The following is a 23,673-nucleotide window of genomic DNA, read 5'->3' as shown; positions in this document are numbered from 1 at the left end:
GTGGTTGCGCGGCGGCTCGCCGTCGCCGCGCTTCGTGGGCGCGCTTTAAAACGGTTTCTGGCGTCGCATCGCCACCGTGGCGCTCACCTCTATTCCGGCTTGTGCGACGTGCATACCGACAGACCGATCAGGCTCTGGGCGATCCAGTAGGTCGCCAGCACCACCGCCGACGCGGCGCCGAACGGCGCGGCGAAGCGGTCGATCGCCAGGGTGGCATCGGAGGCGACGAAGAACGCGCCGCCCAGCGCCGCGAGCGCGGTCGACCGCGAGCGATGGCATCGCCACACCGCCGCGGCCTGCGCCGCCATCGCCGCGAGCACCGCCACGTAGACGATCACCGGGATGCGCAGTTCGCCCGGCAGATGCGCCCACAGCACGCTCAACACCGCGCCGGCGAGCAGCGCATAGGCCAGATACGGCCACACCCGCGCGAACAGGCGCGCGCGCCGCGCCAGCCCGAGCAGATACGCGATGTGCGCGCACAGGAACGAGCCCAGTCCGAACACGAACCAGTCGCCGGGCAGCATCAGGAACACATCGCCACAAGTCGACAGCAGCAAGCCGATCACGATCGCGCGGCGATAACCGGGCTCGGCCACGCGCCCGTGGCGCCAGACCATGGCCACTATCAACAGCGTGGTCAGCGGCTTGAACAGGTAGTGCAGCCATGGCGAAAAATAGGCGCCGGCGATCGCGAGCAAGGCCGACGCGGCCACCGCCGCCCGCCATGCGCGCGGCGCGGTCACGGAATCGTCGATCGTCTGATTCATGCGCTTGCATCCTGAGTGATCGCAACCGATCCGCGTACCGGCGCGGCGCCGGCTGCGATGCCGGCTTGATCGATTATGGCCTCGATGCATTCGCGCGAACGTGTCTGACTCGCCAGGGTCGCGGCGAAAACCGAATTCTCTTCACGGCGATTGAAACGCGGCACTGGCGCGCGCATCGGCCCGGTCGCCGCGCATCGCGGCGAATACGCACGGCAGGCCGTGTTGGTGTCGGCTTGCAAACACCACAAGCCGGGATCGACCCCATCGGCAGGATCGATGCGCCGATGAAGTTGCGATCCGGCTCGACCGCCGCGACTGTCGCGACGACAGATCGCCGGACGCGTTTGCCTAGCCAGCCTGGCAACGGAAGGCTTGGTCGCCATGGCGACGAAGCCGTCTAGAGCGGAGCTGTGCACATCCATGCGTCAGCCCGCGACACCGCGCAGTGCGGATCAGCCCCCGCAGCCGCTCAACTTCAGCGTCTGCCCCGGCTTGACCATGTAACGCGGGCCCTTGATGCCGTTGGCCTTGGCCAATTGCTTGGTGTCGCACTGGAACTTCTGCGCGACATCGGTCAGGGTCTGGCCGCGCTGCACCTTGTGGGTGCGCGGCGCGGCGGGCTTCTTGGCCGGCGCCGGCTTGCCGGTGGCCACCGTGGTCGGCACGCCGGTGGCGACGGTGACCGGCACGGTGCCGTCTTCGCCGGTGGCGTCGGCCGGCAATACGGTCAACGGGCCGGTGCGCACGATCGCGGTGGTCGCATCGCTCATCACCAAGGTGCGCGCGAGCTCGGCGCGCTTGCCCTGCACGCACCAGCGGTTGTACAGGCTGACCATCTTCGGCGTGGCGTTGAGCGTGGTGCCCGCGGCCAGGTAGTTTTCGCCCTTGTAGCGCGGGTTGAGGTTGCGCAGCGCGCGCATGTAGCCCTCGCGGCTGCCACTGCTGCCCATGCAGATGGTCAGCTCATAAATCGAAGTCGGCTTGACCAGGCGCATGGTCGCCGCCTTGTTGTCGACTTTCGGGAATTGCAGGCCGTATTCGCGCGGATGCAGGAACAACCAGGCCGCGGCGATCACCATCGGCACGTAGTCGCGGGTTTCGGCCGGGAACTGGTTGTAGACCGATTCGTCCCAGAAATTGCGCCCGCCGCTGGCGTTGTTGATGCGCAGCGCGCGGCCTTCGCCGCCGTTGTAGGCGGCCAGCGACATCTCGATGCTGTTGTTGAGCTGGCCCAGACGTTCGTTCAAATACTCGGCCGCCGCCTGCGAGGACGCGCGCGGGTCGTAACGGGTGTCGAAACCGCTGCCGTCGTCGCCCAGGCCGAAGCGCTTGCCGGTGGCGAACATGAACTGCAACGGCCCGGCGGCACCGGCGCGCGAGGTCGAATGCACGCGGCCGTTGGATTCCTTGGCCATGATCCCGAACAGCAACGCCTCGGGCAGGCCTTCGCGCTCGAACGAGGGCCACATCATCTGGCGCATGTACTGATAGTTGTCGTAGCTCTGCATCAGCGGGCCGCGCATGTCGGTCAGCCAGCGGCGGATGCCGGCCTGCACCGCCGGGTTGTACTGGACCATCTTGACGAAGCGCTGGCCGTCGTCGCTGAGCAACGCGGCCGCCTGCGCGGCCTCGGGCACGTCGGCGGCGAAGTTGTCGCTGTCCAGGGCGGTCGTGTCGTCGCCGTCGTCGTTGTTCGCGGCCGAGGCATCGGCGTTGGCTTTCAGCAGGCGCTTGTAGCCGGCCAGCATGGTGTTGACCTGGCAGCCCTTCTGCTTGAGGCAGACCGCGATCACGTCCTCCATGTCCTCCAGCGCGGCGTCGCTGTCCTGGCGGCCGCTGGGATCGGCGTTGCGGATCTTGACCAGGGCCGACTGGTAACGGGTCTCGGCCGATTGCATGCGCTGGGTCAGCGCGTCGACCGCGGCCTGATCGCGCTTGGACAACGCGGCGGCTTCGGGAGCGAGACTGCACAGGGCCAGTGCGGCGGCGAGCGGCGCGAACAAGGCGCGGCCATTGAACGAAGCGAAGCTAAAGGAAACGGGCATGAGGGCGCGCGGCAGGTCCTTGTTGCGGGGGGCCAGGGTAACGGCGCGGGTCCGCGCGCGGCAAGAACTGCGACGCGATCGGGTTTTCCGTGCGTGGCGAGTGGCTCGGCGGTCTTGACGGCCATTCACACGCTGCCAGCGTTCACGAACCACCCACGCCTGCCGCTAGAATCGACCGCTTGCTCCCTAATCGAACCACGGACGCGGACATGGCCCCGACCCCCGACGCACGCCCGAACGACATCCTGCTCGGCAAGGCCGTCACCACGCCCGACAGCGGCCTGGTCTACCTGCACACCAAGCTGGGCAACCGCCACGGCCTGGTCGCCGGCGCGACCGGCACCGGCAAGACCGTCACCCTGATGACCCTGGCCGAAGGTTTTTCGCGGCAGGGCGTGCCGGTATTCCTGGCAGACGTCAAAGGCGACGTGGCCGGCCTGGCGATGCCCGGCGCGTCCAACGACAAACTGCAGTCGCGGCTGACCGAGATCGGCATCGCCGACTGGGCGCCGAGCGCCAGCCCGGTGGTGTTCTGGGACCTGTTCGGCAAACTCGGCCATCCGGTGCGCACCACGGTCAGCGAAATGGGCCCGACCCTGCTCGCGCGCATTCTCGAACTCAACGACACCCAGTCCGGCGTGCTCGACATCGTGTTCAAGCTTGCCGACGACCGCGGCCTGCTGCTGCTTGATCTGGAAGACCTGCGCGCCCTGCTCGGCCTGGTCGCCGACGAGCGCAAGGACATCTCGACCAGCTACGGCCTGGTCAGCACCCAGTCGGTCGGCGCGATCCAGCGCTCGCTGCTGCGCCTGGAACAGGAAGGCGGCGATCATTTCTTCGGCGAACCGGCGTTGCAGCTGGCCGACCTGATGCGCACCAGCACCGACGGCCGCGGCGTGGTCAACGTGCTCGCCGCCGATTCGCTGATCCTCAAGCCGCGCCTGTATTCCAGCTTCTTGTTGTGGCTGCTGTCGGAATTGTTCGAACAGCTGCCCGAAGTGGGCGATATCGACAAGCCCAAGCTGGTGTTCGTGTTCGACGAAGCGCACCTGCTGTTCGACGATGCGCCGGCCGCGCTGCAGCAGCGGGTCGAACAAGTGGTGCGGATCATCCGTTCCAAGGGCGTGGGCGTTTACTTTTGCTCGCAGTTCCCCGACGACATCCCCGACAACATCCTCGGCCAGCTCGGCAACCGGGTGCAGCACGCGCTGCGCGCGTTCACCCCGCGCGACCAGAAAGCGGTCAAGACCGCGGCCGAGACCTTCGTGCCGAACCCGGCCTTGAACGTGGCCGAAGCGATCTCGCAGCTCGGCACCGGCGAAGCGCTGGTCTCGACCCTGCAGGACAAGGGCGTGCCGATGCCGGTCGAACGCACCCTGATCGCGCCGCCGCGCTGCCGCATGGGCGCGATCACCGAGGCCGAACGCGCCCAGGTGCGCGCGACCAGCCCGATCGGGCCGAAGTACGACACCGCGATCAACCGCGAGTCCGCCGCCGAAATGTTGCTGCAACGCGCGCAGGCCGCGACCGAACAGGCGCAGGCGCCGCCGGCCAAGACCCGCGAACAGGACGACCAGGAAGAAGGCGGCTTCGGTCAGGCGGTCAAGGACGCGGTGTTCGGCACCAAGCGCCGCCAAGGCATGGTCGAGACCATGGCCAAGCAGACCGCGCGCACCGTCGGCAACCAGGTGGGCCGGCAGATCCTGCGCGGTCTGCTCGGCGGCATTTTCGGCGGCAAGCGCTGAGGCCACCGGCGCGCGACCGCATCGATCGTTTCAATCCAACACCGTTCGTTTCCACTCATTGCACAGGAAGCCGCACATGAATCAGAAACTGCTCGCTCTCGCCTGCCTCGCCGCGCTCGCACTGAGCGCCTGCAATAAACCCGCCGAAGCGCCGGCCGCGCCGGCCGAAGCCGCCAAGGCCGCCGAACCCGCGCCGGCGCCGGAACCCGCCCCGGTCGCCGAAGCGCCCAAGGCCGGCTTCGACGCCGCCGCCTTCGCCGGCAGCTTCAGCGGCACCCTGCCCTGCGCCGATTGCAGCGGCATCGACACCAAGATCGAATTCAAGGCCGACGGCAGCTACGCGGTCGACGAAACCTACCAGGGCAAGAAGGATGGCGCCTTCAAGGGCGACGGCACCTGGACCGCCGAGGAAGACGGCAAGCGCCTGCGCCTGGACCCGAACAGCAAGACCGATCCCGATCGCCTGTTCGAAGTGGTCTCGCACGAGGAAATCCGCCAGCTCGACACCGAGGGCAAGGCGATCGAATCGCAGGCCAACCTCAGCCTCAAGCGCGCAAGCGCGGCGCAGTAAGGCCGCTATGGGTCGCTGGCGTCCTCCCGCCGAAACCGGCACCGCCCTGATCACGCGGGAGGGCCACGCGCGGCTCAAGCACGAACTCGACGACCTGTGGCGAATACGCCGCCCGGAAGTCGTCAAAGCCCTGGCCGCCGCGGCGGCCGAGGGCGATCGTTCGGAAAACGCCGAATACACCTACCGCAAGAAACAACTCGGCGAGATCGACCGGCGCGTGCGTTACCTGAGCAAGCGCCTGCCGCTGCTGCGGGTGATCGAGACCACGCCGAGCGACCCGCAGTCGGTGTTCTTCGGCGCCTGGGTCGAAGTCGAAAAAGTCGCCGACGGCGAGCTGGCGCGGTACCGGATCGTCGGCCCCGACGAAACCGACGCGCGCCTGGGCCACATCAGCATCGATTCGCCGCTGGCGCGGGCGATGCTCAAGCGCCGGGTCGACGACGAATTCGAAGCGATGCTGCCCGGCGGCATGGCGCGGTTCGCGATCGTGCAGGTCGATTACAGCGGCGCGGGTCCAAACACGCCGGAGTGAGCGCGGCGGGTCAAGCGCAGCGGGCCAGCTCGACGCACTCGCGCATCGAGCATTCAACGTTGACGAAGCGAAACCACGCCGACGAAATCGGTCGGCACCGCGAAACCTTCCTTGCGCATCCACGGCGAATGCACCGGGCTGAGGTCGCAGCGGAAGTCGCGCACCATCATCGCGCAGAACAACACCAACTGGGCATGCCCGACCGAGGCGCCGACGCACGAGCGCGGGCCGAAACCGAACGGCACGTAGGCGCCCTTGGCCTCCTGCCGCCGCGACGACAGCCAGCGGTCGGGATCGAAGGTTTCCGGCTCGTCCCAGTATTCCTCGGAGTGATGCAGGATGTAAGAACTCAACTCGTAGATCTGGTCTTTCTTGACCGACACGCCGTCGAGATCGATATCACGTTGAGCGACCCGCCGGGTCACGAACGGCGTCGTCCACAGCCGCATCGCTTCCTTGATGAAACGTATGGTGTGCGGCAGCTTGCGGATCGGCAGGGTGTACAACTCCTCCCACTCCAGCGCGTCCATTTCCTCCTGCAAGTGCTCGCGCCATTGCGGGTAATTCGACATCGCATACACCAGACAGGCCGCCATCATGCCGGGCACGCCGGAGATCGCGATCATCTGCACGGTCACCAAGTAAGTGACGCGATCCACCCCGATCCGATCCACCAACCCGAGCAAAGGTTGAGTGAAATCGTCGCGCGACTCGCCACGCGCGACGCGTTGCTTGATCTGCCGGGTAATCGCCCGCGTTGCCGCGCGGTGCAGCAGGAAATCGGGAATCCGCCGCCACAGCGGTACGTGCTGTTCGAGCTGGATGCGAAAACGCAGTTCCTGCTCGTCGATCAGGGTGCGCAGATCGCGGCCGTCGATGCCGTCGATCGCCAGCGGAATCAGCGCGCGCGACACCGTGCGCCACATCAGCTTGGTCAGGTCTTGCTCGCGTCCGGTGTGCTCGCTGAGATACGTCTGCATGCGCCGGTGCAACGCGCGCATCTGTTCGGGCGTGACCAGCGCGCCGCTGCGCTCGGTCAGCAGGGCGCGCACTTCGCGCCAGGTCACCGGTTCGGACTTGCGCATGCCGAGCACGTCGGCGAGCGAATCGATGACCTTGAGATCGTCGGAGTTGATCTTGTCGACCTTGTTGGCCAGGGCTGGACTGAAAATGCCGACGACACCGCCGGGCAACGGCAGCACCGGGCCTTCGCGACGCACGCGCTCGAGCAGGCGCGCCGCGGGATCGTCCGCGGGATCGGGTTGGATGGTCAAGGAGCGCCTCGTTCTGATCGGAGGGCGACCGGCGATCGGCCGCCCTCCTGCTTACATGGTCCTGCTCACATCGTCCTGACCAGGTCAGGCGAGCGTGCGGATAGAGCCTAGGATCAGAATTCCACCCACAGCGGCCACGTCTTCCACAGGCTGCTGGTTTCGTTGGGATGGATGTTCATAGCGACACGAGCAGCGCGAAGCAACCTTGCCATCTCTCATCTCCTTGTCTATGAGTACGTATCAGTACGCAACGGTGGACTGTGCGGCGAAAACCGCACAGTACCGGCCTTATAGCATCGCGTTTCCGGTGGGATCTAGCTGTCAGAAATACGCTCGCCACGGCGTGTTACGACACTGAAAATCTTCGTGCGCATCACAGAAAACAACTGACGACGCGACTACTTTTATCGGCTGTCCGCTCGCCTCACGCCGCCTTGAGTTGACGGCGCAGACCGAAGAACTGGAGCTCGGCGAACACCGCCACCACCGCCGCCTGCGCGAGCACGAAGGTCAGACCCAGCGCGTTCGGCGTGATCGCACCCTCGACCAGCAACAACACCGAGCCGGCGACCCAGGCGAGGTTTACCCCGATCACCGTCCACGCCAGCGCCGGCGCGATCGGTTTGCGCGTGGCCACCCAGCCCACGAACAGCATCCAGGCGAGCAACACCGCGCCGCCTCCGCGCAGCCAGCCCGGATCGATCGCGAGCCAGCGCGACAACGGCGCGGTCGCGGCGAGTTGCAACAAGCCGGCGGCGCCGGACACGCCGGCGTCGAGCACCAGTGCGCGGCGCAACAAGGTGGAAGCCTGCGGTTGAAAGGTAATGGCCATGATCGTCTCCTGTGGGTGATCGTCGTGATCGTTCGTGTTTGCTTGACGCCATCACACACCCGCACCCGCGGCCGGTCGATTACGTGCCAGGTAATGCCAATGCGCGCCGCCGCTGGGCTATCGTGGCCGGCATGAACGATCAACGCCCCGTGGGCGAGCTGCTGCGCGATTGGCGCCAGCGCCGCCGTCTGACCCAACTCGATCTGGCCGATCTGGCGCAGATCTCGACCCGCCATGTCAGCTTCATCGAAACCGGCCGCTCGCTGCCGAGCCGGGCGATGCTGCTGCGCCTGGCCGACCGCCTCGACGTGCCCTTGCGCGAGCGTAATCAGCTGATGACCGCGGCCGGCCTGGCGCCGATGTATTCCGAACGCAGCCTCGACCATCCGGCCCTGCACGAGGCCTACGCCGCGATCGAACTGGTGCTGTACGGGCACGAACCGCACCCGGCGCTGGCGGTCGACCGGCATTGGAATCTGATCGCCCATAACCGCGCGGTCGCGCCGCTGCTCGCCGGCCTGCCCGACTTCCTGCTCGCGCGGCCGGCCAACGTGTTGCGCGCGAGCCTGCACCCCGAAGGCCTGGCCACCCGCATCGTCAATCCGGGCGAATGGCGCGCGCATATCCTGCATCGGCTGCGCCACCAGATCGACACCACCGGCGACCCGGTGCTGCAAGCGCTGTATGAGGAACTCGCGGCCTACCCCGCGCCCGAGGAGTACGACGAAACCGAACTGCCGTCGTCGCTGCACGTCGCCGTGCCGTTCCGCCTGCGCAGCGAACTGGGCGAACTGGCCTTCATCAGCACCACCACCGTGTTCGGCACGCCGATGGACGTGACCTTGTCGGAACTGGCGATCGAATCGTTCTTCCCCGCCGACGCCGCGACCGCGCAGGCGATGCGCGCGTTCGGCGCGAGCCTGGCGCCGGACGATCCGGCGCAAGGCCGCATGCGCGACGGGCACTGAGCGCGCGATGCACTGGAGGTTCGATCCCGAAACCCGCGCCGCGCTGCAGCGGCACGGCTGGCGCGCCGACCGCGACGTCGAGGTCGGCGCGATTCAACGCGCCTGGGAGAACGACGGCTACCGCGTGCTCGCCAGCGGCCTGCGTTTCGCGCGCGCTTTCGCCGGGCTGCGCCTGCGCCATCCGTCGTGGTCCGGCACCGATACCGATGAGTCCTTGTTCGACCCGGTCCTCGCGATCGCGCGTTTCGACCGCGCCTGGGCCAGCGAGCGCTACGAACCGGCGGCGCGACAGCGCCTGTTGCCGATCGGCCAGGGCTACAGCGCGCATCTGACCTATCTGATCGGCGATGACGGCGCGATCTTCGGCGGATACGACGACAGCCTGCGCCGCTTCGGCGACAGCGTCGAAGACGCGCTCGGCAATATTCTTCTGCGTCGCAATCAAGCCATCCTTGCGATCGCGCTGGATTGAGCGCGCATCGGCGTCCGCGCGGCAACCGCACCGCTTGCCAAGGCCGCGGCGCGCGCTTAGCGGCTAAGCTGTGAACCCGTCATCGTCACACCGAGGCCGCGCGTGCCCTTCGTCCGTTACCTGTCCGCCGATGCAAACCTGCCGACCCGCCGTCTGCGCTCGGTGCTGCGACGCGGCGCGTCCGCATTGCCGCTGGCCTTGGCGCTGGCCGCCGCGACCGTGAGCCTGAGCGCCTGCAAGCGTCCGGCTGCGCAAGAAGAACAAGCCGCCGCGCCGAAGGTGTTCAGCGGCCGCATCGCCCAGTTCCAGACCATCGACGAACGCCCGGGCACCGGCGCGGTCGCGCAGTCGGGCCAGGAAGTGATCGTGCAGTACACCGGCTGGTTCTACGACGAAAAGGCCGCGAACAAGCGCGGCAGCAAGTTCGACAGTTCCTACGATCACGGCAAGCCTTTCAGCTTCCTGCTCGGTGCCGGCCGGGTGATCCGCGGCTGGGACGACGGCGTGGCCGGCATGCGGGTCGGCGGCAAGCGTGTGCTGATGGTGCCCTCGGACATGGCCTACGGCCGCGACGGCGCCGGTGGCGGCGTGATCCCGCCGGATGCCTCGCTGGTGTTCGAAGTCGAATTGCTGGGCGTGCAGGCGCATTGAATCGGCGCGCGGGCCGCGTGCCCGCGTCCCAACCCGGGCTGCAACGTTCGCGACTGTAGGAGCGCCGCAAGTCGCGATCGCGATAACTCATCTGCATTGATACCAGCGCCGCAGGCCCGATGACGCGGTCGCGGCTCGCGCCGCTCCTACAGGAAGCGGCCTCAAATCACGGCGACCGGGCTGCAACGTTCGCGGCTGTAGGAGCGCCGTAAGTCGCGACCGCGATAACTCATCTGCATCGATACCAGCGCCGTAGGCCCGATGACGCGGTCGCGGCTCGCGCCGCTCCTACAGGGAGCGGCCCCAAATCACGGCACCCGGGCTGCGACGTTCGCGACTTCCGAAGGCGTGCCGAGGCTCGCGCGACGCCAATCGATCACCACACGAACAAGACTTTGCCTATCCGGTCGTTAGCAAGCGACTGCAAAAACTGACAGTGGGGCAGTAGTTCCTGTCCGCCACTTGCCCTACACTGTGACGCAATGCATATTTTTTTGTGATTTATTACACTAAATAATCACAGCACAATCTGCGTCAAGTGTGCTCAGGGGATCGCAAAGACATGCAGCAAACCACGGTGGAGTTGTTACTGGGGCGACTGGAATCGTCCCACCGTACCGAGAACTCGCTCGGCGTAGTGCTGACGGAGGAACTCGCTCGCTGCAAGCAACGGCTGCCGGACCTGCGCACGATTTGCGTGTCCACGGCCGACGGCCGGCCGCTGGCCGAACTCGAATCCGGCGAGGCCGATGCGCGCCGGATCGCGGCGATGGCCAATTCCTTCCTGACCCTGGGCGAGACCCTGGCCAAAGAGGTCAAGCTCAGCGGCGCCGATTACGCCACCGTGTGCACCTCGCGCGGCAACATCGTGCTGTTCCGCATCGATGCGCCCAAGCCGCTGACCTTGCTGGCGATGGCCGGCGCCGACACCAACCTGGCCTTGCTGCTGGTCGCCACCCGCGACTGCGCCGCCCGCATCGGCGCCCTGCTCGCGCGCCGCTAACCCGCATCCGCCCTCGTGCGCGCATCCGTGCGCGCGCGGCGAATGCGCGCACCGGCTTCAACCGCGCCACCCGCTACACGCCCGAACCACCGCACTTCCCATCGAACCGCAACGGAGCCGCACATGTCGAAACTGCAACTGGACGAACTCAACAACCTGGCCGGCTTCGTCGGCGCCGCGCTGGTCGACAGCGACAGCGGCATGGCCCTGGCCACCTCCGGCGGCGGCAACGTCGACCTGGAAGTCGCCGCGGCTGGCAACTCCGAAGTGGTGCGCGCCAAGCGTCGCGTCGCCGAGCAGCTCGGCCTCAACGACACGATCGAAGACGTGCTGATCAGCCTGAGCAAGCAGTACCACCTGATCCGTCCGCTCGAAAGCAACCCGACCCTGTTCCTGTACGTGGTGCTGGACCGCGCGCGCGCCAACCTGGCGATGGCCCGTCACGAACTCAAGTCGTTCGAAAAGACCCTCGACTTCAAGTGATGGCCGCGCGGCCGCGCGCCATGACCGCCACCGGTTGATGCGAGACACGCGCATGCCATCGTCCAAACGCTACCTCGTCGTCAGCGCCGATCTCGACAAATCGCGGCATGCGCGTCTGCATGCCGCGTGCGTCGGCCTGCGCGAGCAGGGACTCGACATCGATCTGCAGGCGTGGAGCGACCGCCCCGCGCATCTGCTGATCACCGGCACCGAAACCAGCCTGAGCCGCAACGCGGTCGAGCAGGCGATGCGCCGCGGCATTCCGGTGCTGCGCATCGGCCGGCTGCCGTGGGACCCCGATTCGGTGTATTCGGTCGACATCAACATCGAGTCCGGCGAACTCGGCCGCAGCGTGCGCGAACGCCTGCGCCACGGCCGCGACGAATCCGAGGCCAACGATGCGACCGCGGCCGACGCGCTGCCGTTCGTGCAACACCTGTTGAGCGCGCCGAAGGGTCTGTATCTGTTCGAATCTGGTTTGTTCCGGCTGGTCGCCGACCTGGGCGCCTCGCGCATGCATATGATCCGGCGCATGCCCTACCCGGAGCTGGTCGCTGAAGCGATGAGCCCGAACTGGTTCATCACCGCGCTGACGCAAAAGCAGTACGTCGAGAAATACCAGCAGGACGTGACCCAGAGTTATTCGCTGGAATCGTTGCTGTGGGACATCGCCATCGGCCACGACGCGCCGCTGGCGCAGGTCGATCCGCTGCGCCCGCTGCAGTTGCGCGGCTGGCCGCTGATGCCGTCGACCGCGTTGCCGACGCAATGGCTGCTACCGCTGGGGTGTCTGTTGCGCAGTCCGTGGTCGCTGCCGGCGCTGGCCGAGGCCACCGCCACGCCGCACGCTGAATTGAAGCGACTGTTCGCGGTCGCCCTGGCCACCGGACTGGCCGAAGCCGCGCCCGTCGCGATGCCCGCGCATCGTCAGGGCGGATCGTCCGAACTGGGTCTGATCCGGCGCCTCGCGCGCCGGTTCGGCCTGAATTTCCTGGGAGCCGGCAGTGGCCAGTGACGTGATCAAACTCGCCTTCGTCGGTGGCATGGGCGCCGGCAAGACCACCGCGATCCGCGCGATCTCAGACGTCGAACCGGTCAGCACCGAAATGCCGATCAGCCACGCGCTGATGGGCGAGAAGACCCACACCACGGTGGCGCTGGACTACAGCACCATCGAGCTGGACGGCGGCGAACTGCTGCACGTGTACGGTGTGCCGGGTCAGCGCTACCTCAACTTCATGTGGCCGCTCGTGTGCGACGGCGCGGTCGGCATCATCGTGCTGGTCGCGGCCGATTCCGGCGACATGGTCGCGCAGACCGACATGCTGCTGGTCGAGTTCGCCAAGATCGCGCCGCAGGCTTCGTTCGCGGTCGGGGTCACCCACACCGACGTGAGCAACGACTTCGGCCTGCTGCATTTCCGCGACGCGCTGACCCAGCTCGGCCACAAGCTGCCGGTGGTGCGGCTGGACGCGCGCGACGGTTCGCAGGTCGAGGCCTTGATCCGGATTCTGCTGTCGTACCGCTACGCCGAGTCGGTGGTGAACCAGCGCGCGTCGACGTCGGCCTGAGCCGACGCCAGGACAACGCCAACGCGAGGCTCGCCGCGACGAGCCCCGCGTCTTTTCGCGGTAACGACTAAGCGCTCGCCCGCAACGCCTGCGCCGCCAGTTCGAACGAACGCAGCCGCGCGCCGTGCTCGAACACGTTCGCGGTGATCATCAGTTCGTCCGGCCGATGCCGCTCAATGAAGGCGGCGATGCCGTCGCGCACCTCGACTGCATCGCCGACCACCGCGCAGGCCAGTGCCTGGGCCACGCCGGCTTTTTCGATCGGCGTCCAGAAGGTCTCGATGTCGTCGATCGGCGGCGGGATCAACCCGGGCCGGCCGCGTCGCAGATTGACGAACGATTGCTGCTGGGTGGTGAACAGACGCTTGGCCTGCGCGCTGTCGTCGGCCGCGACCACGTTCAAGGCCAGCATCGCGTGCGGCCGTTGCAGGCGCGCGGAGGGTTTGAAATCGCGCCGGTACAAGGTCAGCGCCTCGTCCATCGCGTCGGGCGCGAAATGCGAGGCGAATGCGAACGGCAGGCCCATCGCCGCCGACAGGCGCGCACTGAACAAGCTCGACCCGAGCAGCCAAACGGGCACTTCCAGCCCGCCGCCGGGCACCGCCTGCACGGTCTGGCCCGGCTGCACCGGGCCGAAGTAATGCAGCAGTTCGGCGACATCCTGCGGAAAGCTGTCGGCGCCGTCGTAATAGCGACGCAGCGCGCGCGCGGTGGCTTGATCGGTACCGGGCGCGCGGCCCAGGCCCAGATCGATGCGGTTCGGGTACAGCGACGCCAGGGTGCCGAACTGCTCGGCGACCTGCAGCGGCGCGTGATTGGGCAGCATGATCCCGCCCGCGCCGACCCGGATGGTCGAAGTGCCGCCGGCGATATGGCCGATCAGCACCGCGGTCGCGGCGCTGGCGATGCCCGGCATGTTGTGATGTTCGGCCAGCCAGTAGCGGTTGTAGCCCAGCGCTTCGGCGTGACGGGCCAGGTCCAGGCTGTTGGCGAAGGCCTGACGGGCGTCGCTACCCTGGGTGACGGGGGCGAGGTCGAGCACGGAATACGGCAGCATGCGGGGGTGTTCCGGGGGGAGTGCTTACGATCTGGGGGCCGCGGCGCGCGATTCCAGCGCCGTATTCGGTCCGGATCGGCGCTTCTGTGTTGCCCTGGTGGCCCTTATCGCAAGATCCTGCGTTGTCGTGCCCTCACCCAACCCCTCTCAGCCGCGCACGTCCTACGGTCGCCGCGCGCGGGAGAGAGGTTTGAATGCCGCGCTCAGAACAGGTCGAAATTCAAACCTTCGCGCTCGTTGTCCCAGATCGTGCAGAACACCCACCAGCGCCCGTGCTCATGGCACAGCTGGATGCTGTTGGCGCCGCGCTTGAGCAGCGCCGGCGAGTCGGGACTTGGACGCGCGTCGTACTTGCTCCACACATGCGCGATCTGGCCGAAGCGTTCGATCCGCTGGTCGGTCTCGACCTCGTAAAACGATTGCGTGGCGAACAGCGCCTCGACGTCGGCGATATAGCTTTCCACATCGAACACCACCGCGCGGGTCGAGCCATCGGCCTCGACCACGGTGCGCAAGCTCAGGCCGCGCGGGTGGTACAGATAACGGAACCGCGCCCAGTCGCGCGGCGCTCCGGCCGGGCCGGAAATGCATTCGTAGATCGCGCGGACCAGGCGGCCGATGTCCTGGGTGTCGGCGACCCACTGCGCGGGCACGGCTTGATGCGAGTCGTTCATGACGCGGCACTCTCCTCGGTGATGGTCGAAACCCGAACCCACAGCCAAACCAACGTCCTGCCCGACCTCAGCCCGGCATCGGCCAGCCCGCGAGCGGCGCGATCAGCCAGTACAAGCCGCCGATCACCAGCAGCCACATCGCGCCCTTCAACAGCAGGCCGACCAGTTTGAACGCCAGATACAACCCGACGACGACGACGAGGATGGCGACGATGTCCATGCAGACTCCAGCAACAAAACGGCCCCGAGCTTAGAACGTGCGGCGGTGGCCGACCAAGTGCCATCGGCAGGGGCTGTCGCCGCAGGCAGATGTGTCGGGCGATGAATGTCGCCATCGGCAAAGTCGGGCGCAGGCGAAAGCATCCACCTGCCAGCTTTGTCAGGTCGCGGCGCGAAAGCGCGCGACTTGCTGTCACTATCACGCCCTTGCCAGGACCAAAGCGGCCCCGCCAGCGGGCCGATCGACGCGTTCGAACCCCGGCGTTCGACCCGCCGCCAAACCGCCACCAACGCCCAGCAATAAAAAAATCTCGACAAGCCGACGAACGGCAGGAACAATTTCCTAACATTTGGGTCTACCGCATCGATCGATACGCGTATGTGCCGCAAAGCACACCCCGCGCGGTCGAAATGCAGTCGAAAACTCTTGGGGACCGGCCGGGCAGGATCGCCCGGCCCGGCACTAGCCACCGCACCACGGATCGGAATCTCCGCAATGCAAACCTCTGCCCCGCCCCCGCAACCGGCTCCCGCCGCGGAGTCCGGCGACGCCGGCCGCCCGAAACCGTGGACCCGCGCCAGCCGCGCCGTGTTCGGCGACATCGCCTGGTCGCCGCCGTCCTGGCTCGCCGCGCTGTTCGCGCGCATCCGGCAAAAACCCCGCCTCTACCTCGGCAGCCTGCTCGGCCTGATCGTGGTCGGCTCGCTGAGCTACTGGCTGGTCACCCGGCCCAAGCCGGTGATTCCCGGCGCGCTCGCGGTCGAACTGCACACCCCCGAGCTCACCGATTACGACCGCACCCCGCCCAAGGTCGACAGCCTGCGGCTGAGCTTTTCCGACTCGGCCGCGCCGATCAAGCAAGTCGGTTCGGCGCCGGTCGGCGTGACCATGACCCCGGAACTCAAGGGCGCGTGGACCTGGGAAGACGACAAGACCCTGGTGTTCACCCCGTCGGAAGACTGGCCGGTCAAGACCCAATACTCGATCGAACTCGACCCGAAGCAGACCCTAGCGCCCAAGGTGGTGCTGCAGGAGAACGCGTTCGAGTTCGAGACCGCGCCGTTCAAGGCCGAGATCGCCAACAGCGAGTTCTATCAAGACCCGCAGGATCCGGCGCTGAAGAAAGCGGTGTTCGAACTCAAGTTCTCGCACCCGGTCGATGAAACCGAACTGCAGCGGCGGATCACGCTGAAGCTCGCCGATGGCGCGTCCACCGCGCTGGCCGCGCCCAAGTACACCGTCACTTACGACGAACGCCGGCTCAAGGCCTGGGTCCATTCCGAACCGCTGACCCTGCCCGAGAACGGCGGCACCGTGGTGCTCGACCTCGCCGCCGGCGTGCCGGCCAAGCGCGGCGGCACCGGCAGCGCGGACAAGCTCAGCGCCAGCGTGCGCCTGCCTTCGCTGTACAGCGTCAACGTCAGCGACGTGGCCGCGACCCTGGTCGAGAACGAACGCTTCGAACCCGAACAAGTGCTGGTGCTGACCTTCAACAACGCCATGCGCGACACCGACGTGGCCGGCGCGGTTCGCGCCTGGCTGCTGCCGGCCAAGGACCCGCGCCGTCCGGCGGCGCAGCAGAGCGGCAATTACAGCTGGTCGCAGAGCGATGTCGACGAGGCGGTGCTCAAGGCCGCCACCGCGCTGCCGCTGAGCGCGATGCCGACCGAACGCGAATACATCGAAAGCCACAGCTTCAAGTTCCAGGCCCCGCCGGGCCGGCGCATCTATCTGCGCGTCAACAAGGGCCTGAAGGCCTTTGGCGGCTTCATGCTCGGCGCGAATTACGCCACCGTGCAGACCGTGCCCGAGTATCCCAAGCTGCTGCGTTTCGTCGGCGACGGCGCGCTGCTGTCGCTGCGCGGCGAACGCCGGATCAGCGTGGTCTCGCGCAACGTGCCGGCCGCGCGCCTGGAGATTGCACGCGTCCTGCCGGATCAGATCCAGCACCTGGTGTTCAACAACAACGGCACCTATGACAAGCCGACCTTCTACAACCTCAGCGCCGACAGCCTGGTCGAACGCGAGGAAAAACGTCTGGTGCTGCCGGCCGAAAATCCGGCCAAGGCCCATTACGAAGGCGTAGACCTGGGCCAGTACCTCAAGCCCAGCCGCCGCGGCGTGTTCCTGCTGAGCCTGCGCACGATGAGCGAGGACGACAGCAAACGTAGCGCGCAGGAAACCTTGGCCGACGACGCCGGCAGCGAGGAAGACACCCGCCTGATCGTGCTGACCGACCTGGGCATCGTGGTCAAGCAAGCGATGGACGGACGCCGCGACGTGTTCGTGCAATCGCTGGCCAACGGCACACCGGTGGCCGGCGCGCGCGTGCGCGCGGTGGCGCGCAACGGCGAGACCCTGATCGAAACCGACACCGACGCCAGCGGCCGCGCGCAGCTGCCGTCGCTGACCGGTTTCAAGCGCGAAAAACAACCGGCGATGCTGACCGTCAGCCAGGGCGAGGATTATTCGTTCCTGCCGATCGACGACCAACAGCGCAAGCTCGATTACTCGCGCTTCGACATCGGCGGCGAACCCAACGATCTGGAAGCCGGCGCGCTCAACGCCTTCCTGTTCTCCGATCGCGGCCTGTACCGGCCGGGCGACACCATCAACATCGGCATGATCGTGCGCGCCGCCGACTGGAAGCGTCCGCTGACCGGCCTGCCGCTGGAGTGGGAGTTCACCGATCCGCGCGGCAACGTGGCCAAGCGCGAGAAGCTCAAGCTCAGTGAACAAGGCTTCGAGAGCGCCAGCTTCGCGCCGAGCGACAGCGCGCCCAGCGGCACCTGGCAGATCCAGCTGTTCCTGCTCGGCCGCGACAACCAGCGCACCACGATCGGCTCGACCTCGGTGCAGGTGCGCGAGTTCGCGCCCGACACGATGAAGGTCAGCGCCAAGCTGTCGTCGGATAACCCCAACGGCTGGATCAAGCCCGAGCAATTGTCGGCGACGGTCGAGGCCGAGAACCTGTTCGGCACCCCCGCGCAGCAACGCCGGGTCGAAGGCACGATGGTGCTGCGTCCGTACTTCCCGAGTTTCGCCCAGCACCCGGGTTACCAGTTCTTCGACCCGCAGCGGGCCAAGGAAGGCTACGACGAAGCGCTCAGCGACCAGACCACCAACGCCGACGGCAAGGCCGAGTTCAAGCTCGACCTGACCAAGTACGAACGCGCGACCTACCAGCTGAGTTTCCTGGCGCGCGCGTTCGAACCCGGCAGCGGCCGCAGCGTCGCCGCGCAGACCACCGCGCTGGTGTCGAACAACGACTTCCTGGTCGGCATCAAGCCGCTCGACGATCTCAACTACGTCAAGCGCGGCGCCAAGCGCGCCCTGCAATTGCTCAGCATCGGTCAGGACGGCAAGGCCAAGGCGGTCGACGGCCTGCATGCGGTGGTGGTCGAGAAGCGGTATGTGTCGGTGTTGACCAAGCAGGACTCGGGTCTGTACCGCTACGTCTCGCACGAGCGCCGCTACGACCTGCGCGATCAGCCGGTCGCGATGGCGGGCGGCCGTCAGACCGTTACCTTGCCGACCGACCAGCCCGGCGACTTCGTGCTCGAAGTGCGCGGCAGCGACGGCAAGGTGCTCAACCAGATCGGCTACCGCATCGCCGGCGCGGCCAATCTGAGCCGTTCGCTGGAACGCAACGCCGAACTCAGCCTCACCTTGTCCAAGCCCAGCTACAAGCCGGGCGAGACCATCGAGGTCAGCGTGCGCGCGCCGTACGCCGGCAGCGGCCTGATCACGCTGGAGCGCGACAAGGTCTACGCCCACGTGTGGTTCCGCGCCGATAGCAACGCCAGCGTGCAGAAGATCACCGTGCCGGCGGATTTCGAGGGCAACGGCTATATCAACGTGCAGTTCCTGCGCGATCCGAACTCCGACGAGATCTACATGAGCCCGCTGTCGTACGGCGTGGCGCCGTTCGCGGTCGATCGCAGCGCGCGCACCCAGCCGCTGACCTTGACGCTGCCGAAGGTGACCAAGCCCGGCACGCCGATGACCGCCGACGTCACCACCGACAGCAAGGCGCGCGTGGTCCTGTTCGCGGTCGACGAAGGCATCCTGCAGGTCGCGCGCTACAAGGTCGGCGAACCGCTGGATCACTTCTTCCGCAAGAAGGCGCTGCAGGTCGACACCACGCAGATCCTCGACTTGCTGCTGCCGGAGTTCAGCCGCATCGCCGCCTCGGCCGCGCCCGGCGGCGACGGTGAAGGCGGCATGTCCAAGCACCTCAACCCGTTCAAACGCAAATCGGAGAAACCGGCGGTGTGGTGGTCGGGCATTGTCGATGTCGACGGCGCCCACCAGTTCAAGTTCACCCTGCCCGATCACTTCAACGGCAAGGTGCGGGTGGTCGCGGTGGCGGTCACGCCCGAACGCATCGGCGTGATCCAGCGCGATGCGATCGTGCGCGGCGATTTCGTGCTGACCCCGACCGTGCCGACCCATGTCGCGCCCGGCGACGAGTTCGACCTGCCGGTCGGCGTGGCCAACACCATCGAAGGCGCCAAGAGCGCGGCGCAAGTCGCGGTGAGCCTGCAACTGCCGCCGTCGCTGACCCTGGTCGGCGCGGCGCCTGCGGCGGTCTCGATCGCGCCGCGCAGCGAAACCACGGTGCGATTCCGGGTGCGCGCCGGCAATGCGCTCGGCGCCTTGCCGATCGGCATCCAGGCCGCGTCGGGCACGGCGTACAAAGCGCAGCGACGGATCGAACTGTCGTTGCGACCGGCACTGGTCGCACGCCAGGACCTGATCGCCGGCCGCACCGACAAGCGCACGATCATCCAGCCGCTGCGTTCGATGTACGACCAGCACGCCACGCGTCAGATCTCGGCCTCGGTGTCGCCGCTGGTGGCGCTGGACGGGCTGACCGCCTACCTCGGCGATTACCCGCACCAGTGCAGCGAGCAGTTGCTCAGCGGTGCGTTCCCGGCGCTGGTGCTGCAGTCGCATCCGGAACTGGGCAAGGTGATCGGCCCGGGCGCGGGCAATCCCAGGCTCGGCATCATCGACGTGCTGCGCTCGCGCCAGAACAGCGAAGGCGGCATCGGTCTGTGGACGGCGACGCCGGATGCCGACGATTTCGTCACCGGTTACGCGGCGCTGTATCTGCTCGAAGCGCGCGACCGTGGTCAAGCCGTGCCCGACGATCTGCTGCGTTCGCTCAACGGTTATCTCGAACAGATGGCCGCCGACCGTTCCGGCAACGACTTGGCCTCGCTGCGCAGCCGCGCGCTGGCCGTGTACCTGCTGGTCCGTCAGGGGCGCACCGCGAGCAACCTGCTCAGCGGCGTGCATGAGCAGATCAAGCGCGACCAGCCGAAGACCTGGGAAAACGACGTGGCCGGGCTGCTGATCGCGTCGAGCTATCAGCTGTTGCAGCAGGACAAGGCCGCGCGGCCGCTCGCCAACAAGGCGTTGATCCGCGCCAACCTCGGCTCGCCGGGCGCCGGCACCGATTATTCGGTCTATTACGACAGCGGCATCGCCCAGGCCTGGAGCGTGTACCTGCTCAATCGCCACTTCGCCGCGCTGGCCAAGGACCAGCTCAAGCCCACGGCGCTGGAGCATCTGCTCGATCCGTTGCGCAACAACCGCTACAACACCTTGTCCGCGGCGCTGACCGTGCTGGCGATGGACGCCTATGCCGGCGCCCAGCCGCAGCAACCGCTGCCGGTGCTGGAAGCGGCCGGCAAGGACGGCAAGTCGCGGCGCATCGGCGCCGCCCAGGGTTCGATCGCGCGCGGCGGTTTCGCCGGCGGCGATCTGCGCCTGTGGGTCGCGCCGGGCGGTCCGGCGCCGGCCTGGTATCTGGTCAATCAGAGCGGTTTCGATCGCGCGCTGCCGAAGGCCGTGCAGGACAAGGGCCTGGAAGTGATCCGCGATTACCTCGACGACGCCGGCAAGCCGATCGCCGCGCTCAAGCAGGGCCAGGAAGTCACTGTGCGCCTGCGGGTGCGAGCCTTGGGTGCGCAGGTGCGCGGCAACATCGCGGTGGTCGACCTGCTGCCGGGCGGTTTCGAACCGATCATGCAGTACGCCGTCGTGCCGACCGCGAGCGATGCCGGCAGCAGCGATTCGGAGGAAGAAGGCTGCGAGGAGGAATGCGGCGACAGCGAAGGCGGCGACGAGGACGGCCAGCCCTCGCGCGACGGCGAAGACCCGAACGCCGCGCCGCAGCAGACCCTCGCCCTGCCCGGTTCGACCTTCACTCCGGAGCATGTCGAACAGCGCGAAGACCGCATCGTCCTGTACGGCAACGTCGGCAGCGCGGTCACCGAGTTCAAGTACAAGGTGCGCGCCAACAACAGCGGCAAGTTCGTGGTGCCGCCGGTGTATGCCGAATCGATGTACGAGCGCTCGGTGTACGCGCAGGGCGGCCCGGCCGGTGAGTTGCAGGTGACCGTGCCGACGCCATGACCGTGCGCGCAAGCTTGCGCCGCGGTCTGCGGCGATGGCGGTGGTGGCTGCTGAGCCTCACCGTCCTCGCCGCGGTGCTGATCGGCGCGCGGTGGTGGCCCCACCCTTCGTTATCCGAATCGATCCCGCTGTCCACCGTCGTGCGCGATCGCGAGGGCCGGCTGTTGCGGCTGACCCTCGCCAGCGATCAGCGTTACCGGCTGTGGGTGCCACTCAAGGACATCTCGCCGCAACTGGTCGAAGCGGTGATGCTGCAGGAAGACGCCTGGTTCCGCTGGCATCCGGGCTTCAACCCGATCAGCCTGGTGCGCGGCGCGTGGTCGACCTACGGCAGCGGCGAGGCGCGAATCGGCGGCTCGACCCTGACCATGCAGCTCGCGCGTCTGCGCTGGCGCCTGCAGACCCGCGACGTGCGCGGCAAGCTGGTGCAGATCGCGCGCGCGCTGCAACTGGAGCTGTTCTATTCGAAAGACGAAATCCTCGAGGCCTACCTCAACTTCGCGCCCTACGGCGGCAATATCGAAGGCGTCGGCGCGGCCAGCCTGATCTATTACCGCAAGCCACCCGATCGCGTAACCCTTCCAGAATCGTTGGCGCTCGCGGTATTGCCGCAAGCGCCCTCGCGCCGCGGCAAACTCGCCGCGCGCGATGACGACGCGTTCTACATCGGCACCGGCCTGGAAGCCGCGCGCGCCCGTCTGTATGCGCGCTGGCGTGAACGTCATCCCGAAGACCTCGCCGAGGACGCGCTGCTCAATCTGCCGCTGCGCCTGCACAGCGCGCGCGAACTGCCGTTCCGCGCGCCGCATCTGGTCGATCGCGTGTTGGCCGAACGCGCCTGGCATCCGCAGGCCGGGCCGGAACTCAAGACGACCCTCGACGCGCGCCTGCAGCGGCTGCTCGAAGAACGCGTGCGCAATCATCTGCAACGCGAGCGCAGCCGCGGCCTGCGCAACGCCAGCGCGATCCTGATCGACACCCGCGACATGGGCGTGCGCGCGCTGGTCGGTTCGGCCGATTATTTCGACACCTCGATCCAGGGCCAGGTCAACGGCAGCGACGCCAAGCGTTCGCCCGGCTCCACACTCAAGCCTTTCATCTATGCGCTCGCCCTCGATCAAGGCGTGCTGCATCCGCAGACCGTGCTCCGCGACGTACCCAGCGCGTTCGGACCGTACACGCCGGAAAACTTCGACGGCCGCTTCATGGGGCCAGTGACCGCGACCGAAGCGCTGGTGCGCAGCCGCAACATCCCCGCGGTCAGCGTCGCCGCGCAACTCAAGCAACCCACGTTCTACGATTTCCTGCGCCAGGCCGGGGTCAGCCGCATGGCCAGCAAGGATCACTACGGCCTCGCGCTGGTGCTCGGCGGCGGCGAAGTGACGATGGAGGAACTCGCGCGCATGTACGCGATGCTCGGCAACGACGGCCGCCTGCGTCCGCTGCGCTGGCGCGAGGACGATCCGCAGGAGGAAGGCGCGCGCCTGCTCAGCGCCGAGGCGTCCTACATCACCCGCGACATGCTGCGGCAGAATCCGCGTCCCGACGCGGGTTCGCAATCGGCCTCGCGGCCCTTGCCGGTGGCGTGGAAGACCGGCACCTCGTGGGCGTTCCGGGATGCGTGGAGCGCCGGCATCGTCGGGCCTTACGTGTTGGTGGTGTGGCTGGGCAACTTCGACGGCTCCAGCAATCCGGCGTTGATCGGGGTGGAAGCCGCCGCGCCGCTGTTCTTCGACATCGTCGACGGTCTGCAGGCCGCGCGCGTGGATCTGGCCGAACCGGTGCGGCAATGGCCGATCAACATCAAGCGAGTCGAAGTGTGTCGCGCCAGCGGCGATCTGCCCAACGCGTGGTGCCCGCAGCGCGGCATGACCTGGTTCATACCGGGCAAGTCGCCGATCCGGATCAGCACCGTGCATCGCGCGATCGCGCTCGACCGCGCCACCGGCCGACCGGTGTGCGGACGTTTCGACCCGAGCACGATGCGCACCGAAGTGTTCGAATTCTGGCCGTCGGATCTGGCCCAGGTGTTCGTGCAGGCCGGAATTCCGCGCCGGCGGCCGCCGGCCGGCCACGACTGCGGCGGCGCGCAGGACTGGCTGGGCTCGGCGCCGAGCATCACCTCGCCGTATCGCGCCACCCGCTACACGATGCGGCTGTCGCATCCCGATCAGGTCAACCTGAGTCTGGCCGCGACGGTGGATGCCGACGTGTCGAAGGTGTTCTGGTTCGTCGGCAACACCTTCATCGGCAGCGCCGACGCGGGCAAGGCGCTGGCTTGGACGCCGGACCGCACCGGCCAGTTCCGTCTGTCGGTGGTCGACGATCATGGCCGCAGCGATGAGCGCGAGATCGAGGTGGCGGTGGTGCAATGACGCG

At 67.3% G+C, this 23,673-nt stretch carries 20 protein-coding genes; 12 read left to right on the top strand and 8 right to left on the bottom strand.

The genetic code is table 11. The annotated features are described in order from the left end of the window. Window positions 1–89 precede the first annotated feature (89 nt). The 3 genes from ASD86_RS16055 to ASD86_RS16045 are packed head-to-tail and all read right to left on the bottom strand — an operon-like array spanning window position 90 to window position 2,815. Window positions 90–770 carry a lysoplasmalogenase gene (locus ASD86_RS16055; protein ID WP_056112487.1) on the bottom strand — a complete coding sequence of 227 codons (681 nt, stop codon included), beginning with the start codon at window positions 768–770 and terminating at the stop codon, window positions 90–92. Then, the gene (locus ASD86_RS26865; RefSeq protein WP_157476722.1) at window positions 767–1,192 is read right to left on the bottom strand and encodes a hypothetical protein; all 426 of its coding nucleotides are present in this window, start codon (window positions 1,190–1,192) and stop codon (window positions 767–769) included. The genes ASD86_RS16055 and ASD86_RS26865 overlap by 4 nt, the downstream gene beginning before the upstream one ends. Before the next feature lie 30 nt (window positions 1,193–1,222). Further along, window positions 1,223–2,815: a transglycosylase SLT domain-containing protein gene (locus ASD86_RS16045; protein WP_056112482.1), complete on the bottom strand. Its 1,593-nt coding sequence runs from the start codon at window positions 2,813–2,815 to the stop codon at window positions 1,223–1,225. Between the two features lie 209 nt (window positions 2,816–3,024). Here ASD86_RS16045 and ASD86_RS16040 point away from each other — a divergent pair, with 209 nt between their 5' ends. From ASD86_RS16040 to greB, 3 genes are all read left to right on the top strand, one after another. After that, a complete protein-coding gene (locus ASD86_RS16040) occupies window positions 3,025–4,560 on the top strand; it encodes a helicase HerA-like domain-containing protein (RefSeq protein WP_056112479.1) in 1,536 nt (511 codons plus the stop codon). Between the two features lie 76 nt (window positions 4,561–4,636). Continuing rightward, a complete protein-coding gene (locus ASD86_RS16035) occupies window positions 4,637–5,131 on the top strand; it encodes a copper resistance protein NlpE (RefSeq protein WP_056112476.1) in 495 nt (164 codons plus the stop codon). A 7-nt stretch (window positions 5,132–5,138) separates the two neighbouring features. Next, a complete protein-coding gene (gene greB / locus ASD86_RS16030) occupies window positions 5,139–5,663 on the top strand; it encodes a transcription elongation factor GreB (RefSeq protein ID WP_056112473.1) in 525 nt (174 codons plus the stop codon). A gap of 53 nt (window positions 5,664–5,716) precedes the next feature. On the opposite strand, the gene ASD86_RS16025 is transcribed toward greB, so the two are convergent. Further along, window positions 5,717–6,937: a cytochrome P450 gene (locus tag ASD86_RS16025; RefSeq protein ID WP_056112470.1), complete on the bottom strand. Its 1,221-nt coding sequence runs from the start codon at window positions 6,935–6,937 to the stop codon at window positions 5,717–5,719. 424 nt (window positions 6,938–7,361) lie between these two features. Then, the gene (locus ASD86_RS16020; protein WP_056112467.1) at window positions 7,362–7,769 is read right to left on the bottom strand and encodes a hypothetical protein; all 408 of its coding nucleotides are present in this window, start codon (window positions 7,767–7,769) and stop codon (window positions 7,362–7,364) included. Between the two features lie 131 nt (window positions 7,770–7,900). Here ASD86_RS16020 and ASD86_RS16015 point away from each other — a divergent pair, with 131 nt between their 5' ends. From ASD86_RS16015 to ASD86_RS15985, 7 genes are all read left to right on the top strand, one after another. After that, window positions 7,901–8,737, top strand: coding sequence for a helix-turn-helix transcriptional regulator (locus ASD86_RS16015; RefSeq protein ID WP_056112464.1), 837 nt, complete (start codon window positions 7,901–7,903; stop codon window positions 8,735–8,737). A gap of 7 nt (window positions 8,738–8,744) precedes the next feature. Beyond that, window positions 8,745–9,209: an SUKH-3 domain-containing protein gene (locus ASD86_RS16010; RefSeq protein ID WP_056112458.1), complete on the top strand. Its 465-nt coding sequence runs from the start codon at window positions 8,745–8,747 to the stop codon at window positions 9,207–9,209. A gap of 279 nt (window positions 9,210–9,488) precedes the next feature. After that, on the top strand, window positions 9,489–9,860 hold the full coding sequence (locus ASD86_RS16005) for an FKBP-type peptidyl-prolyl cis-trans isomerase (protein ID WP_235567784.1): 372 nt from the start codon (window positions 9,489–9,491) through the stop codon (window positions 9,858–9,860). Window positions 9,861–10,422: 562 nt separating this feature from the next. Further along, a complete protein-coding gene (locus ASD86_RS16000) occupies window positions 10,423–10,863 on the top strand; it encodes a roadblock/LC7 domain-containing protein (protein ID WP_056112455.1) in 441 nt (146 codons plus the stop codon). Between the two features lie 123 nt (window positions 10,864–10,986). After that, window positions 10,987–11,346: a roadblock/LC7 domain-containing protein gene (locus ASD86_RS15995; protein ID WP_056112451.1), complete on the top strand. Its 360-nt coding sequence runs from the start codon at window positions 10,987–10,989 to the stop codon at window positions 11,344–11,346. A gap of 52 nt (window positions 11,347–11,398) precedes the next feature. After that, a complete protein-coding gene (locus ASD86_RS15990; protein WP_056112448.1) occupies window positions 11,399–12,361 on the top strand; it encodes a hypothetical protein in 963 nt (320 codons plus the stop codon). Window positions 12,362–12,389: 28 nt separating this feature from the next. After that, the gene (locus tag ASD86_RS15985; protein WP_056112850.1) at window positions 12,390–12,917 is read left to right on the top strand and encodes an ATP/GTP-binding protein; all 528 of its coding nucleotides are present in this window, start codon (window positions 12,390–12,392) and stop codon (window positions 12,915–12,917) included. 67 nt (window positions 12,918–12,984) lie between these two features. Here ASD86_RS15985 and ASD86_RS15980 read toward each other — a convergent pair whose 3' ends face one another. The 3 genes from ASD86_RS15980 to ASD86_RS26860 all read right to left on the bottom strand — a co-directional run bounded on the left by ASD86_RS15980 (window position 12,985) and on the right by ASD86_RS26860 (window position 14,868). Then, entirely contained in the window at window positions 12,985–13,974 is a 990-nt protein-coding gene (locus ASD86_RS15980; protein ID WP_056112445.1) for an LLM class flavin-dependent oxidoreductase, read from the bottom strand. 203 nt (window positions 13,975–14,177) lie between these two features. Beyond that, window positions 14,178–14,648: a hypothetical protein gene (locus ASD86_RS15975; RefSeq protein WP_056112442.1), complete on the bottom strand. Its 471-nt coding sequence runs from the start codon at window positions 14,646–14,648 to the stop codon at window positions 14,178–14,180. Between the two features lie 67 nt (window positions 14,649–14,715). Beyond that, window positions 14,716–14,868, bottom strand: a complete 153-nt coding sequence (locus tag ASD86_RS26860; protein ID WP_157476720.1) for a hypothetical protein — start codon at window positions 14,866–14,868, stop codon at window positions 14,716–14,718. 495 nt (window positions 14,869–15,363) lie between these two features. Between ASD86_RS26860 and ASD86_RS15970 the strand changes: the two genes are divergently transcribed. Next, window positions 15,364–21,294: an alpha-2-macroglobulin gene (locus ASD86_RS15970; RefSeq protein ID WP_056112439.1), complete on the top strand. Its 5,931-nt coding sequence runs from the start codon at window positions 15,364–15,366 to the stop codon at window positions 21,292–21,294. Next, complete coding sequence (pbpC, locus tag ASD86_RS15965) at window positions 21,291–23,669, top strand: penicillin-binding protein 1C (protein WP_056112436.1); 2,379 nt, start codon at window positions 21,291–21,293, stop codon at window positions 23,667–23,669. Before ASD86_RS15970 ends, pbpC begins: the two co-directional genes overlap by 4 nt. Window positions 23,670–23,673: the final 4 nt, after the last annotated feature.

The organism is Lysobacter sp. Root690 (assembly GCF_001427785.1).
Classification (GTDB): Bacteria; Pseudomonadota; Gammaproteobacteria; order Xanthomonadales; family Xanthomonadaceae; genus Lysobacter.
The sequence above is the reverse complement of the archived record's forward strand: the minus strand, read 5'-3'. Positions and strand labels throughout refer to the sequence as shown.